Below are 14,334 nucleotides of genomic sequence, written 5' to 3' on the forward strand. Positions count from 1 at the left end.
GACTAATAATTAGGGAAAATCTCCCTATAATTTTGCTGATTTGTTGGAAAATACCGATATTACTCTGATTTTTAGGGAGCTTTTCCCTAATAATTCTCAAAAAAAGAAGCTGTCCTTTAAGTAGCCTTTACTACTTTTGAGACAGTTTCTTTTTTTGTCCTATTCTTCGTCAGTGCTGATTTTTTGAAGTAAGTTGCGAAGCTGCTCTACTTCCTCGTTGGTTAATTTACCAACTAGGCTCTTGTTGTAATCATCTAAAATAGACTGAAGAATTGGCGAGAAATCGATTGCTTTAGGCGTTGGATACAGTAGTTGAGAGCGTCGATCATTAGGATCTGGTTTACGTTCAATATAACCCGAATTCTCTAATTGCTTCACGGAGCGTGCGGTGGTGGCTTTATCGAATTTTAGTTCAGAAGTTAGTTGATCTTGTGTAATCCCTGGTCTGGAAGTAATTAGTTTTAGAAAACTATGTTGCCCGCCACTACCTATTCCATAGGGCATGAATTTTTTTACCAATTGCTTTTGATTTTGACGATGAAAATAGGAAATCAACTTTCCTATAGGCTCTTTTTCCAAGATATAGACACCTCTTTGGGTTTATAGTTCGCGCATTTGCTACTCTGAGACAAAGTGTACAATAAAGTCGTTGCGTGCGCAACTAAATTGATGTACACTGGGTAAGTAAGTTTTGTTGCGTACGCAACTAAACGTTGATTTTATATTCAATGAGGTGTTAGTTTATGAGTTCTATTAGCGCAACCTATCAGGAAGACAAGGAAATTCAGAAGAAACGCTGGATGATTTTAATTGTTCTGAATATTTTCACCTTCATGTCCACACTTGATGGTAGTATTGTCAACATCGCTCTGCCAGAATTATCGAAACAATTGAAGCTGCCTATGGCACAAATCGAATGGGTAACCACAGGATATTTGATGGCAATTTGTGCTGCGATTCTTTTCTTCGGGAAGCTTGGAGATATTGTCGGGAAGATTCGAATCTTTAAGATTGGTACGATAGTTTTTGTTATTGGTTCTATGCTGTGTGGATTTAGTTTAAGTTTACCTGCTTTACTTGCTTCGCGTGTCATTCAGGCTATCGGAGCTTCGATGACAATGGCGAACAGCCAGGGAATAGTTACGGATATCTTTCCTGCCAATGAGCGGGGTAAAGCGCTTGGTTTCATAGGTACATTCGTGTCTCTGGGAAGTATAGCTGGCCCTAGCTTAGGTGGGATTATGGTTTCGACATTAGGCTGGGAGTATATCTTTTGGGTGAACATTCCTATTGGAGTGATCGCTATCCTGTTAGGCTGGAAGGTATTGCCTAAGGATTTAACTAGGACGAAATCTACAATAGACGTTCCGGGTAGTTTACTCTTCGCTATTTTTATCATAAGTTTGTTCGCAGGGCTTTTATTGGGACAGCAGCTCGGTTATGGCGATAGCTTAATTGTGACGTCTTTAATCGTAGCTATAGTCAGCTTCATTGCTTTCTTATGGACGGAGCTTCGCCGGAAAGAACCGCTTCTGCAATTGTCATTATTTAAGAATCCGTTGTTTTCATTAAGTATTTTATGTGGGTTTCTCGTGTTTACAGCGAACTTCTGCTTTAATATCATCGCGCCGTTTTATGCACAGAATATGCTGAATCTATCGCCCTTTGAAGCGGGATTCCTGTTGATGCTGTTACCGATATGTATGGTAGTCGTAGCACCAATAAGCGGTGCTTTATCGGATAAAATCGGGTCTGAATTCCTAACTTTTGCAGGGCTGGTAGTCATGGTTATTGCTCAGTTTGGATTAGCTGAGCTTCATGAAGGAAGCTCTGTTGTGCTGGTAGGCGTGTGGATCGCTATGTTAGGAATAGGGAGTGGTCTGTTTCAGTCGCCAAATAATTCACTTGTGATGTCTAAGGTGCCTAGAACTCAGCTTGGTTCTGCGGGCAGCGTCAACTCGCTTGTTCGTAATGTGGGGATGGTCGTTGGTATTACGATAGCTACGACGATTCTCTTTCATGTGATGAGCAGTGAAGCTGGTTATCGGGTAACAGGTCTAGTTCCAGGTCGACCAGAGTTATTCATCAGTGGGATGCATGTAGTGTTCATGACTTCGGCATCCATATGCTTTGTGGCTGCACTGCTAACGGGTTGGAGAATGATTAGTGCAAGAAGCGCCAGAGTGCAGACTTCGGAAAGACCATAAGGAATAAAAGAAGAAGATCCTTCTGACGCTACGGCGTGGAAGGATCTTCTTTGTGATGATATTGAAGGGCTTTCTTAATGGCTTGCAAGTATTGATACCGATAATGATCATCCGGTTCTAAATAGGCACCCTCAGCCCACTCGTTCCAAGCGTTAATATAAATAAAATCACTTTTGAACATCTTCTTGGTCCTCTCAATTTGTCGTGACAGGTATTGACCGAATTTGTGAGGATTTGCACCTAAAGTACTTTGTCCGGCAGCACCTTTGCGTGGTGTATTATCCCAGTTAACAAATGCTCCCGGATATATAATTTCCCCATCCCTATGAGGTGTCCGTTCTAACATAGATTCCCATAATTCATCGTAATCAATGACAATATGCTTTTGATCCTCCACCTGCTTGGAACTCCATAAGTGCTTTACACCACCATGTGCGAATGTGTAGTGAGGCTCGAATTCTAGACTGGCGTCGAACCCGTGCTCTGTCTTTAGGGGGAATCCGCCCAGTGTCCGGACAAGATGAAGGCCCTTAAGTCCGTTTTGCTGTGCTAAATCACGCCAACATTGAAGCATTTCATCACACCGAGGGATGCTGGAGGATCTATAGATAATAAATACTGGTTTGCCGTCTACGCAAATATATCGTTCATCTTTGAAAGCCTCTAACAAAGCATAAAAATGCATTCGCCAATCCCGTTCTTCTCCATATTCCTGTGGCATCAAGACATCTTCTTCAGTGCCATCCCAGCTTCGTGTCCAAGGTTCGTTAGCCCAAGACAGACAAAAGGGGAAGTCAGGCTCTTTGCTGGCAAGAATCTGCTGAACCGGTTGTTCCAGAAGTCGCCTGCCATTGAACCAATAGTGATAATAACAAAAACCGTAAATGCCATGAGCTTTTGCAGTTTCTGCCTGCCATTGTTTCACATTAGGGTCCGTTAAATCGTAGTAGTTATTATTTAATGGTTTTTTCGGTTGATCATGTTCAGGATAAAGGGCTGTAGCCTTCCTGACATTTGTCCATTCTGTAAATCCCTCTCCCCACCAGGAATCGTTCTCTGCTATCTGATGAAACTGAGGCAATACAAAAGCGATGCATTTCAAGTCAAGTCACCCCCTATGGTTCCGTGAATATTTTTTTGAGAAGCAGCTTTCCCTGCTGAAGATACGAATGATTGTACTTCACTTCTTTTAGAGCACGAGTGGCCGAACTTCTCCTTGCATCACTATGAGCAATATAGTACTTGAAGCTCTCAGAGAGCTCTTTAAAGTTTTGGAAACGAATAAGGCCTTCTTCTGTGATGGGGTAACTTTGAAAATGGGGATGATCTTCCACGAACTGAAATACACCGCAAGCAGCGACCTCCATAATTTGCTGCACAGATCCTGTGCAATTGATGATGATCCTTGCTCCATTATAATAGTTAGATATTTCTGTTTTATCGTAGGTGATGTCTATGAAATTTTTGGTGGGCTCCCACCCGCTACCAAAGGTCATTATCTTGAGACCATGAAGTAGTTCCGAATGAGCTAGGGTGTCAAGAACACTATTCATTTGAAAATGGCCGAGAATGAGTACGTCACTGTGGTAACGGTTCTCCACACGTCTTGGATAATAGAGTTCTGTATCTGGAGCATAAGGGAGGTAGCACGAATGTTTCTCACGTAAACCTTGATAATAGATTAGATTAGCTATGTTCTGTGTGAAAATATAATCGAATAACAGCGCTAGATTACGTTCTGTTCGCGTAAGGCAGGTCGCATCTGCCATCCATACGGCCTTAGGAGCGTTATAAGCTTTGAGGGCAGGAATATTCTCCTCAGGGAACAGGGATTCTGATCCCAAGGCTAGTATCAGATCAGGCTGATACTGGGCTAAATATTCTTCTAGATTATGATGTAACTTAATGGCAAGTACTTCTTTGACCAGATGCCTTAGCTGATCTTTAAAAAGTCGTACATTAGGCATTTTATCACTTATCTCTGAGGGGACCAGAAGCAATACTCTTAATTGCTTTAGTTCCCGTGTTATGGTTTCCGCTCTGTAAGAGTTCTCGAGAATGAGATTATGGTGTTGCGATTGATGAACTTGGCTGATGGAGACTTCGTGAGTTGAGGTCCTTTGAGGAGTGAGCCTAGTAGCTGTCTTCTTCATAATTCCTCCTGTATTCATTGGAGCCAGTCGTTCGCTCTAGCACCTAGTCTTGCTAGTCATTATATGTGTGGGGGGTTCATTTGACTTTAGGTATAAGACCATTAATCTGAATCTTGAAGGAAAAAGCGGATTTAGTAAAAGATGTATATCTATCTATGACCGGATTGTCTTGTCTAACATAAGATATACTATAAAACCTGAAAGGGATGATCGTCTTGCCAACCTTCGATAATATTCTTGTTACAGGAAGTCAGACCATTCAAAATGATCTGCATGTCAACGGGAATGAGACTATCGATTCAAACTTGCAATTAAATGGTAGTCAGACTATTATGGGAAGCCTTCAGGTGAATGGCAGTCAGTCCCTGCTCGGTCATTTGGGGGTTACCGGTGAGATTAGCGGTGCAGGCACCATCAAAACTGCGACCCGTTTGATCGCGGTGAATCAGGCTTTGTCACCAGTTTCAGCACCTACGAGCCTTCAGCAAGTCAGATATTTCGCTGTGGGAGTTGCAAGTCAGACAGGACTCGTGCTGAAGGGCACGGATGGAAATGACTATGTATTATTTATCGATTTGACCGGGGGAACACCTAATATTGGGATCCAGCGGGCTTAAATCTGATAACATTAACATCTTCAAGCTCTGAACGATATAAAACAGCAAGTCGCCTAGGTACAAATAGGGACTTGCTGTTTGAGGTTTCTATTAGTTCTTAAAGCTGTGAATTGGAGCAGGAATTCGTCCGCCTCGGTTGATAAAGTTGGCACAATTGAATCCGTTAACAGCCATGACAGGCGCATATCCAAGTAGGCCACCAAATTCTACGATTTCGCCTACATCCTTGCCAATGACAGGAATGACGCGAACAGCGGTTGTTTTGTTGTTGACCATTCCGATAGCAGCTTCATCGGCGATGATGCCAGAGATCGTCTCTTTGGTAGTACTTCCCGGAATAGCAATCATGTCCAGTCCCACAGAACATACACAGGTCATGGCTTCTAGCTTCTCAAGCGTAAGAGCACCACGCTGTACGGCTTGAATCATTCCGTGATCTTCACTAACTGGAATAAAGGCTCCACTGAGTCCGCCAACATAGGAGGAGGCCATCACGCCACCTTTTTTAACATTGTCATTTAGAATCGCCAGAGCGGCTGTTGTTCCTGGTGCACCAGCTTCTTCCAGACCCATGACTTGAAAGATCTCCGCAATGGAATCCCCAATTTCTGGTGTTGGAGCCAGAGATAAATCGATAATCCCAAAAGGCACGTTCATCCGTTTCGATGCTTCCTGCGCAACTAGTTGTCCCACACGCGTAACTTTAAACGCAGTCCGTTTGATCGTTTCACACAGGGTTTCGAAGTCCTGCCCCTTCACTTCCTCTAATGCACGCTTGATTACACCCGGGCCACTGACGCCAACGTTAATGACACATTCCCGTTCACCAACCCCATGAAAGGCTCCAGCCATAAAAGGATTGTCCTCGACAGCATTACAGAAGACAACCAGCTTAGCACAGCCGATGGAATCCCGATCCTTGGTGCGTTCCGCAGTTTGAATAATGATATCACCCATTAATTTCACAGCATCCATATTGATTCCACTTCTGGAGGAGCCGACGTTGACGGAAGAACAGACTCTTTCAGTGACTGCGAGTGCTTCTGGGATACTGTCGATTAGAATACGATCACCTTTGGTGCACCCTTTTTGCACAAGCGCAGAGAAGCCGCCAATAAAGTTAACGCCAACTTCTTTGGCAGCCTTGTCCAAAATTTCCGCTACAGGCACATACGTATCCGTCTTCACGGCACCAGCAGCAATAGCAATAGGGGTCACAGAAATCCGTTTATTAACAATGGGTACACCGAATTGTCTTTCCAGATCTTCACCTGTTTTGACGAGCTTCTCGGCGGATCTAGTGATTTTGTCGTATACGTTTTGGTTAAAAGTTCTCATATCTGTATGTGCACAATCCATGAGGCTGATCCCCATCGTTATAGTACGTACATCCAGATTCATTTCACGGATCATCTTATTCGTTTCTTGTACTTCCACCAGTGATATCATGGTCATCCTCCTAAATGCGGTGCATAATATTAAAAATATCCTCATGCTGAAGCTTGATTTCCACGCCGATCGCTTCTCCGATCAAATGTAAATCCTCAACAATATCCTCAAATGCTTTAGTCGCGCCAGAAATGTCTACAATCATCATCATGTTAAAATAATCTTGTACAATCGTCTGAGAAATATCCAGAATGTTCAAATTGTGCTCGGCAAGATATGTACATACCTTGGCAATAATCCCTACTTTGTCTTTTCCTAATACAGTAATAATCCCCTTCATAAATACAGCCTCCCTTTGTATATGGTGATTACGCCGTGTAAACGGAATGAACCATTCCAATCATTATTACAAATGCTGAAGCAAGCTTCAACCAAAGGTTTTTTGTCCATTTGATCATTTTTATATAAAGTCCTATGAATTTAAAGAAAATTCGATTGACAGTATATGAAAAATATGATGAAGTGAGAGATTGATACGATACTCTGAAGGAGTAAATATGACTACACAAAAATATAAAAATATGGTTGAAGAGCGGACCAAACAAACCCTCCAGGAATGGTCGGAACTGTCGGAAGTTAACGAGAAGGACATTTATCGTTTTTTGCATAATTTGAAAGGTACGGCAGGAACAGTGGGGTTACAAGAAGTTGAACAGTTTGCCGATGCAACGTTGCCCTATTTCATGGAAAGTAGCCTTAAGAGCTGGTCTATTGAAGAGTGGGGCGATTATTTGTATCCGCTTATTCCACTGTTTAACCAAGATTCATCGGTTTCTCTAGGTTCAGTTAAGACGTTAGACAAAAAAGGAAATGATGATGCGCTCCCACATAATGATATTTTGCTTATTGATGATGATGTAGAATTAGTGGCTTATTTAAAAGAATCATTGGAGAAGCAGAACTATTATGTAAGCATAGCCTTGTCCGCTGAACGAGGTCTCAAGATTTTTTATGAAACCAAACCGGATCTAATTCTTCTGGATATTCTTTTGCCTGATATCAGCGGAATTGAGGTCTTGAATCAAATTATCGGCAAAGCCAAAAAAGAACGTATTCCAATCATCATTATAAGTGGGGAGTACTCCAAAGCGACTCAACTGCATGCGTATAGGCTGGGTGTGATGGATTTTTTATCGAAGCCTGTAGATATTGATTTATTTCTGGCTTTGATTAAAAACCGCTTTGAGTTAAAGCGGGAGTGGCAGGAATCCATCATTGTGGATGAATTGACGGGTGCGTTTAATCGAAAACACTTTAATCAAGTGATGAAGCAGCTGATTTGCGATTTTAAGCGCACGGAACGGGTGTTTTCTTTAGCACTGATTGATCTGGACTATTTCAAAAAGATTAATGATACATATGGTCATCTAATCGGAGATGAGGTATTACAGTCCTTGTCTGAGCTTGTAAAGGGTTCGATTCGCATGGAAGATACCTTTTGCCGCTTCGGTGGAGAAGAGTTTGCTGTGTTTCTGCCAAATACGGATGCAAGTTCTGCATTGACAGTAATAAACCGTATTCAGGAGCAATTTGCTGCCACCGACTTTTTTGCGAAGAATGAAGTCTTTCATGTGACCTTCTCGAGTGGGATATCAGAGGTAACAGAAGCTGAGAATATTGCCGATAAAATTGTAGAAGAAGCAGACCAAGCTCTCTATGCCAGCAAAGATGCCGGAAGGAATCAGACTACACTCTACACGGACCATTTATCGTCGACTAAAAAGCATTCGGTTCTAAATGTAATTGTTGTGGATGATGATGCGTTGATTCGAAAAATAGTGACTCATCAGATTGATACTTGGGAGCCGGAGGATATTGCTGAGGTGAATATCAGCAGTTATGCGAATGGGCTGGATTTCTTGCAATCGGATTGGTATTCCATAGATGAGAAATATATCATTCTACTAGATGGTGTGATGCCGGATCTTGATGGCGTTGAAGTCCTGGAAAGAATTCGCAAGACGTATCCGGAAGTGAATATATTAGTGATCATGCTGACAGGGAGAAATAATCAGGCGGATATTGTACATGCTCTGCAGATGGGTGCCGATGATTATGTAGTAAAACCTGTCCATATGCCTGAGCTGTTGTCCCGAATGGAACGGTTAGCTCATAGATTTTTGTTCTAACACGAAGGGAATTGTGCGAATATGCAAAAAATAATGGTAGTGGATGATGAAGAAGTATTACGGATGTTAATCGAGGATACATTGGAAGATTTGGAGAATGTTGAGATTCACACAGCGGAGAATGGGTTGGAAGCTCTAACTAAGCTGTCTACGGATCCTTATGATTTGGTGATTCTGGATTATATGATGCCGGAAATGACAGGGATTGAAGTGCTTCAGCAGCTGGATGAGGAGAAAAAGAAAACTACAGCTATATTAATGTTAACGGCCAAAGCTCAAGATGTAGATCGAATTCGAGCAGTTGAAGCAGGTGCGCGTTACTTCATGCCGAAACCATTTAGTCCGATGGAACTCTTGCAGATTGTGGAGGGGATCCTGAGTGGTGAAGAAAAGTAACGCTAATCACAGCATCAAAAATAAATATTTCCGCATCATTGTATTAGTGTTTTCTTTAATCATTCTTATGGGAACTGTTTTTTTTATTTTCATAAACTATGAGCAAGATGAATTAAGTAGAGAACGTGAAAGTTTGCAGTATAAAGCAGACACGATCAGCGAGATGGCGAGCACGTTAAATGAGGTGTTTTTCCGAGCTAGGGGATTCACTTTGCTTAAGGACGAGAATGAATTAAAGCTCTTAAATGCAGCCTTAGTAAAATTTGATCAAATACTGGATACGTATTCTAATCTTAATTTATCCGCCGAAGAAGCCTTGTTTAGAGATGGTTTAAAATCATTTTATGTCCAGTATAAAAATAAAACCTTACCGGAAGCAATTCGGCTTGTCGAGGCTGATGATTATGCAGCTTTGAGAGTACTATCCGGAGATGGTATTACTAAATCAGTGAATGATTTTCTTACGTATACGAAAGAGTACAGACAGCGATCCGATGCAGCATTAAATACCATGGCTATGGATTATATCAAACGAGCTAACGAATTCACTTTTATCGCCTTCTTTTTTAGCACGATTATTCTACTGTTCTTTACCTTTATGATCTGGCGGATTCTTAAGAATTTGATTAATCCTATTTTGAAGCTGGAAGGGGCCACTCATTCCTTGGCTGCCGGTGAGGAAATTCTTCTCGGCAAGCTTAAGCATCAAGATGAGATTGGTCGGCTTTATAATGCATTTCTAAATATGGCCAGAAGTATTCAGGACAAAGAAGAAGAATTGATGATGCAGAATGAAGAGCTACACGCGCAGCAAGATGAACTTCAGGATCAGCAGTACAGACTGCAACGTTCGCTTAGTGAAATAGAGAGTATGATGAAGGCACTCGATCAATCCTCAGCGGTGGGGATCCTTACAGATAAAGGCGTATTTACCTACGCGAATGATAATTTAAGCAAATATACCGGCTATAAAAATTCTGAAATTATCGGTTTTACCTATAAGTTATTTGAACTCTATAATATATCTAGAGAACAAATGCAGAAGATCTTCAACAAATTATATACGGGCGGGGTATGGAGCAATGAACTCCAGATTCTGACTAAAGACGGATTGCCAATCTGGATGCATCTGACTGTCGTGCCGTATCTGAACAATGAGGGTGTGATTTATCAGTACATTTTTATCGCGTATGATGTCACCTCTATGAAAAGTGTACAGCTGGAGTTAGCGGAAACGCTGAAGAATACAGAACAGACCAAAAAAATGCTTGAACTTAATAATCAGCTGAATCATGACATTACGTACACCTTAGATAAACAAGAATTTGCAGATAAGTTTATTCAGTTCATGCATCACCTGTATTCATTTGATTCGAGTTTCTTCCTTCTTGTAAAAGATAAGATCGCGGCTGTTAAAGGGATTCCTCAGGAAAATGTAGCGCGTTATCTCGATAATGAGAACAATGAAATGTTATATCGTTTGAAGACGGAAAAAACCTATCTGATTAAGCGTCTAGCTACGCAATCGGAACAGGGAATTTCTGCGAATGAGGTCTACTGTTATGATTTCTATACCACTGTTGTAAATGCAGAAGATGAGATTCTAGCTGTATTTTGCGGAACCCGGATTGGACATTCTTTCAGTAAAGAAGAGATTAATGAGGTTCAAGGAATGATGAACCGCGTAGCTCTGGCGATTGAACGTTTATTCATGTACGAAGAGATTGAACATGGGCGAAAGCTGAACCGCGATATCGTGAATAACGTAAACGAAGGCATTCAGTTCGTGAGTACAGAAGGCATGATGCTTCAGATGAATAAGGCGCTGTGCAACATCGTTAACTATGACTGGATTGAAGGTACACTGACTCCTAGAAAAGAATGGATGGATTATTTCATCGAACGCTCGAATGAGAACCATGAGCTTCGGTCGTTTTTTGAACAAGCAATCTCTGAGGATGCTCTGGAGTCCAGCAGTATGCAATACTCTATTGGAACGGAATCCAAGAAGCATATTGATGTTTATGCGATTCCTGTTTTCCGCCGGGAGCTTAGAATTGGTACATTGTTTGTATATAGAGATATCACTAGGGAGTACGAGCTGGATCTTATGAAATCTGATCTTGTCAGTACGGTAAGTCATGAGCTGAGAACACCATTGTCGAGTGTATTAGGATTCACGGAACTGCTATTGTCCAAAACCATGAAGCCTGAGAAGCAGCTGAAGTATTTGGAGACGATTCATAAGGAAGCGAAGCGGTTGACTGAGCTTATTAATGATTTTCTGGATCTGCAGAGAATGGAGTCAGGGAAGCAGCAGTATATCACGGAGCATGTAAATCTTAGTGAAATTGTCCTTGGGGTTATAGATCAATATAAACTTAGTAGCACACATCATGTGCTATTGGTGGATGAGGCTCTGAATGCGGAGGTAGATGTGGACAAGGATAAGATCGTTCAAGTTCTAACGAATTTGTTAAGTAATGCGATCAAGTTCTCACCCTCTAACAATGAAGTGAAGGTACTGCTGCATAATGAGCCGGATCATATTATTGTGCGTATCCAGGATAATGGTCTGGGCATTCCAAAGGATCAAATCGGACAGCTATTCCAAAAATTCAGACGAGTGGACAACAGTGCCTCCAAAAGAATTGGTGGAACAGGTCTCGGTCTTGCCATCTGTAAAGAAATTATTGAGAAACAAAAGGGAACCATCGGTATTGATTCGGTAGAGGGAGAAGGGACAACCGTTTGGTTTAGCCTCCCAATCCTTAATGCAGAAGCAAGTCGGCAGCAAGATGAGCTGAATAAATGGAATGCCGATAAAGAGCTCAAACCTAATGTAATGATTGTTGAAGATGATTATAGTCTTTCGTTGCTTTTATCAGAAGAGCTAAAAGGGAAGGGGTTCCGTGTTACCCATCACTATCATCCACAGCAAGCTTTTGATCAAGCCTTGAAAACACCATTTGTTGCGATCGTGGTTGATTTGATGCTTGGTGAAGAACTGGACGGCTGGGATTTGATCCGAATGCTAAAAGAGGATTCGAGAACAGAGAATATTCCGATTGTTATCTCTTCTGCTCTGGATCAATCAGATAAGAACCAATTGAATGATGTGATACAGAAGTATTTGACGAAGCCTTATCCGCCAGGTGAGTTATCAAATACGCTTGAAGAGATTGTGAAGATAAAGACAGGGGTAGGCGAGGTATTATTTCCCGAAAGTAAGAAGGATTTATAGTTTTTATTTATCACAATATTTTATAAATAGTATCATTTTTTATAATGAAACCGATCAAAACAGGGCAAATCATACTGTTTTGATCGGTTTTTACGTACTTTATTGATACTTTTTCAATAATTAACAATTTTTAGGTGAAAATGACTTCATTGATCGTTTACAAATATTGTGATAGCCTGATTTTATGAGGTTCTAAAAAAGGCTCAGATAAATTCAATTGAGGCACGGATCATAACCAGATTTCATGTTTAGGAGAGGTGGATATTGTTGCAACTACAGGTAACGAACAGTCCTTTTAACGAGAACCAAGTCGAGCTTCTCAATCGTCTTCTACCAACCTTAACGGAGACGCAGCAAATATGGCTTAGTGGATTTTTGTCCGCGATTGGACGTACTACGGCGGTAGCGCCAGCAGGTGCTGAACTTCAAGTGCCATCGAATACGATTGGAAATACAGAGGTTGGCGCTGCTGTAACGAGCCAACCAGCAGCCTCACGGGAAGTGACCATATTATTTGGTTCGCAAACGGGGAATTGCCAGCGACTTGCGGGGAGCTTGTCCCGCAAGCTGGAAGAGCAAGGGTTTCAGGTCACACTCTCCGCGATGAACAATTTCAAACCTACAGCGCTTAAAAAGGTTGAGAATCTACTTCTATTGGTGAGTACTCATGGAGAAGGTGAACCACCTGATAATGCAAGGATTTTTCATGAATTTCTTTACAGTAAAAGAGCTCCTCAATTAGAGAACCTGCGGTTTTCAGTTCTGGCTCTGGGAGACACCTCTTATGAATTTTTCTGTCAGACGGGTAAAGAGTTCGATCAGAGGTTAGAGGAGCTTGGTGGTAAGCGCCTAAGTCCACGTGTAGATTGTGATCTCGATTATGACGATTCCGTTGCCGAATGGTTTGAAGGTGTAATTGGTGCATTAAATGCAAATTTAAATGCTCCAGCCATTGCTGCAAAAGCGGTTCAAGCCGCGGAGGACGCAGAGTCACAAGAACCTCTATATACTCGTAATAATCCTTTTAAGGCAGAGGTACTGGAGAATCTGAATTTGAACGGACGCGGTTCGGACCGGGAGACTCGCCATTTGGAACTATCGCTTGAAGGCTCTAATATACAGTTTGAACCTGGGGATGCACTGGGAGTATACCCAGAGAATCATCCTGAACTGGTGGACGCTATTATTCATACTATGGGCTGGAATCCTAATGATAAGGTTCCGTTTAATAAGAAAGGTGATGAAGGAGCCTTACGTGAGGCACTTCTGCATCATTATGAAATCACTGTATTGACCAAACCTTTGCTGGAGCAAGCGGCAAAGCTGTCTGCTTCAAACAAGCTGAGTGAGTTATTAGCTCCAGACCGTGCTTCGGAGCTTAAAGCGTATATTCAAGGACGCGATCTACTCGATTTGATCCAGGACTTCTCACCGTGGGAAGGTCCAGCCAGCAGTTTTGTGACGATTTTGCGGAAGCTTCCTGCACGCCTATATTCTATCGCCAGCAGTTATAAAGCTAACCCGGATGAGGTTCATCTAACCGTCAGAGCTGTACGTTATGAGGCTCACGGTAGGGAACGTTACGGTGTCTGCTCAGTGCATTGCGCAGAAAGAGTAGAGCCGGGAGATACTTTGCCTATTTACATTCAGCATAATCCTAACTTTAAGCTGCCGACTAATCCGGATGCGCCGATCATCATGATCGGACCAGGCACAGGTGTTGCACCCTTCCGCTCTTTCCTCGAGGAACGTGGAGAACTGGGAGCGGAAGGGAAATCTTGGCTGTTCTATGGGGATCGGCATTTTGTAACAGATTTCCTGTATCAGACTGATTGGCAGAGAATGCTAAAGGATGGCGTTCTAAGTAAGCTGGATGTCGCCTTCTCACGTGATACCGAAGAGAAAGTATATGTACAACATCGCATTTTACAAAAGAGTCGTGAGGTTTATGAATGGCTGCAAGAAGGTGCTCATATCTACGTTTGTGGTGACGAGAAGTACATGGCGCATGATGTTCATTCTGCACTGCTTACGGTGATTCAGAGTGAGGGCGGACTGAGCCCTGAAGCGGCAGCGGCTTATCTGGAAGATATGCAACAGACGCAGCGTTACCAGCGTGATGTCTATTAATGGATAGAT

The 14,334-nt window shown here is 42.1% G+C and carries 11 protein-coding genes; 6 read left to right on the plus strand and 5 right to left on the minus strand.

What is annotated here, in order from left to right:
• Positions 1–159 precede the first annotated feature (159 nt).
• Positions 160–579 (minus strand): MarR family winged helix-turn-helix transcriptional regulator, encoded by a 420-nt coding sequence (locus NSQ29_RS06215; RefSeq protein ID WP_341124573.1) that lies wholly within the window; start codon positions 577–579, stop codon positions 160–162.
• 164 nt (positions 580–743) lie between these two features.
• Here NSQ29_RS06215 and NSQ29_RS06220 point away from each other — a divergent pair, with 164 nt between their 5' ends.
• Positions 744–2,207 carry an MFS transporter gene (locus tag NSQ29_RS06220; protein WP_149646877.1) on the plus strand — a complete coding sequence of 488 codons (1,464 nt, stop codon included), beginning with the start codon at positions 744–746 and terminating at the stop codon, positions 2,205–2,207.
• Positions 2,208–2,235: 28 nt separating this feature from the next.
• On the opposite strand, the gene NSQ29_RS06225 is transcribed toward NSQ29_RS06220, so the two are convergent.
• Both NSQ29_RS06225 and NSQ29_RS06230 read right to left on the minus strand, forming a co-directional pair.
• Positions 2,236–3,309: a glycosyltransferase WbsX family protein gene (locus tag NSQ29_RS06225; protein ID WP_341124575.1), complete on the minus strand. Its 1,074-nt coding sequence runs from the start codon at positions 3,307–3,309 to the stop codon at positions 2,236–2,238.
• Positions 3,310–3,322: 13 nt separating this feature from the next.
• Positions 3,323–4,174, minus strand: a complete 852-nt coding sequence (locus NSQ29_RS06230; RefSeq protein WP_341124576.1) for a glycosyltransferase family protein — start codon at positions 4,172–4,174, stop codon at positions 3,323–3,325.
• 392 nt (positions 4,175–4,566) lie between these two features.
• Here NSQ29_RS06230 and NSQ29_RS06235 point away from each other — a divergent pair, with 392 nt between their 5' ends.
• A complete protein-coding gene (locus tag NSQ29_RS06235; protein ID WP_256721644.1) occupies positions 4,567–4,977 on the plus strand; it encodes a hypothetical protein in 411 nt (136 codons plus the stop codon).
• A gap of 90 nt (positions 4,978–5,067) precedes the next feature.
• Here the strand turns inward: NSQ29_RS06235 and NSQ29_RS06240 are convergent, their stop codons facing one another.
• Positions 5,068–6,423: a PFL family protein gene (locus tag NSQ29_RS06240; protein WP_256716384.1), complete on the minus strand. Its 1,356-nt coding sequence runs from the start codon at positions 6,421–6,423 to the stop codon at positions 5,068–5,070.
• A gap of 13 nt (positions 6,424–6,436) precedes the next feature.
• The gene (locus NSQ29_RS06245) at positions 6,437–6,706 is read right to left on the minus strand and encodes an ACT domain-containing protein (protein ID WP_042189980.1); all 270 of its coding nucleotides are present in this window, start codon (positions 6,704–6,706) and stop codon (positions 6,437–6,439) included.
• Between the two features lie 217 nt (positions 6,707–6,923).
• On the opposite strand from NSQ29_RS06245, the gene NSQ29_RS06250 reads away from it, so the two are divergent.
• From NSQ29_RS06250 to NSQ29_RS06265, 4 genes are all read left to right on the plus strand, one after another.
• Positions 6,924–8,555, plus strand: a complete 1,632-nt coding sequence (locus tag NSQ29_RS06250; protein WP_076284628.1) for a diguanylate cyclase — start codon at positions 6,924–6,926, stop codon at positions 8,553–8,555.
• A 21-nt stretch (positions 8,556–8,576) separates the two neighbouring features.
• Positions 8,577–8,951, plus strand: coding sequence for a response regulator transcription factor (locus NSQ29_RS06255; protein ID WP_076284629.1), 375 nt, complete (start codon positions 8,577–8,579; stop codon positions 8,949–8,951).
• A complete protein-coding gene (locus NSQ29_RS06260) occupies positions 8,938–12,195 on the plus strand; it encodes an ATP-binding protein (protein ID WP_143759559.1) in 3,258 nt (1,085 codons plus the stop codon). The genes NSQ29_RS06255 and NSQ29_RS06260 overlap by 14 nt, the downstream gene beginning before the upstream one ends.
• A gap of 267 nt (positions 12,196–12,462) precedes the next feature.
• Complete coding sequence (locus tag NSQ29_RS06265; RefSeq protein WP_341126737.1) at positions 12,463–14,325, plus strand: assimilatory sulfite reductase (NADPH) flavoprotein subunit; 1,863 nt, start codon at positions 12,463–12,465, stop codon at positions 14,323–14,325.
• Positions 14,326–14,334 lie beyond the last annotated feature (9 nt).

The organism is Paenibacillus sp. FSL F4-0236 (assembly GCF_038000135.1).
GTDB lineage: Bacteria > Bacillota > Bacilli > Paenibacillales > Paenibacillaceae > Paenibacillus_AQ.

What these genes read in the sequence shown, in the direction of transcription:
- NSQ29_RS06220 (WP_149646877.1), top strand. Translation starts at nt 744, where the DNA reads ATGAGTTCTATTAGCGCAACCTATCAGGAAGACAAGGAAATTCAGAAG.
- NSQ29_RS06230 (WP_341124576.1), bottom strand. Translation starts at nt 4,174, where the DNA reads ATGCCTAATGTACGACTTTTTAAAGATCAGCTAAGGCATCTGGTCAAA.
- NSQ29_RS06235 (WP_256721644.1), top strand. Translation starts at nt 4,567, where the DNA reads ATGATCGTCTTGCCAACCTTCGATAATATTCTTGTTACAGGAAGTCAG.
- NSQ29_RS06245 (WP_042189980.1), bottom strand. Translation starts at nt 6,706, where the DNA reads ATGAAGGGGATTATTACTGTATTAGGAAAAGACAAAGTAGGGATTATT.
- NSQ29_RS06250 (WP_076284628.1), top strand. Translation starts at nt 6,924, where the DNA reads ATGACTACACAAAAATATAAAAATATGGTTGAAGAGCGGACCAAACAA.
- NSQ29_RS06255 (WP_076284629.1), top strand. Translation starts at nt 8,577, where the DNA reads ATGCAAAAAATAATGGTAGTGGATGATGAAGAAGTATTACGGATGTTA.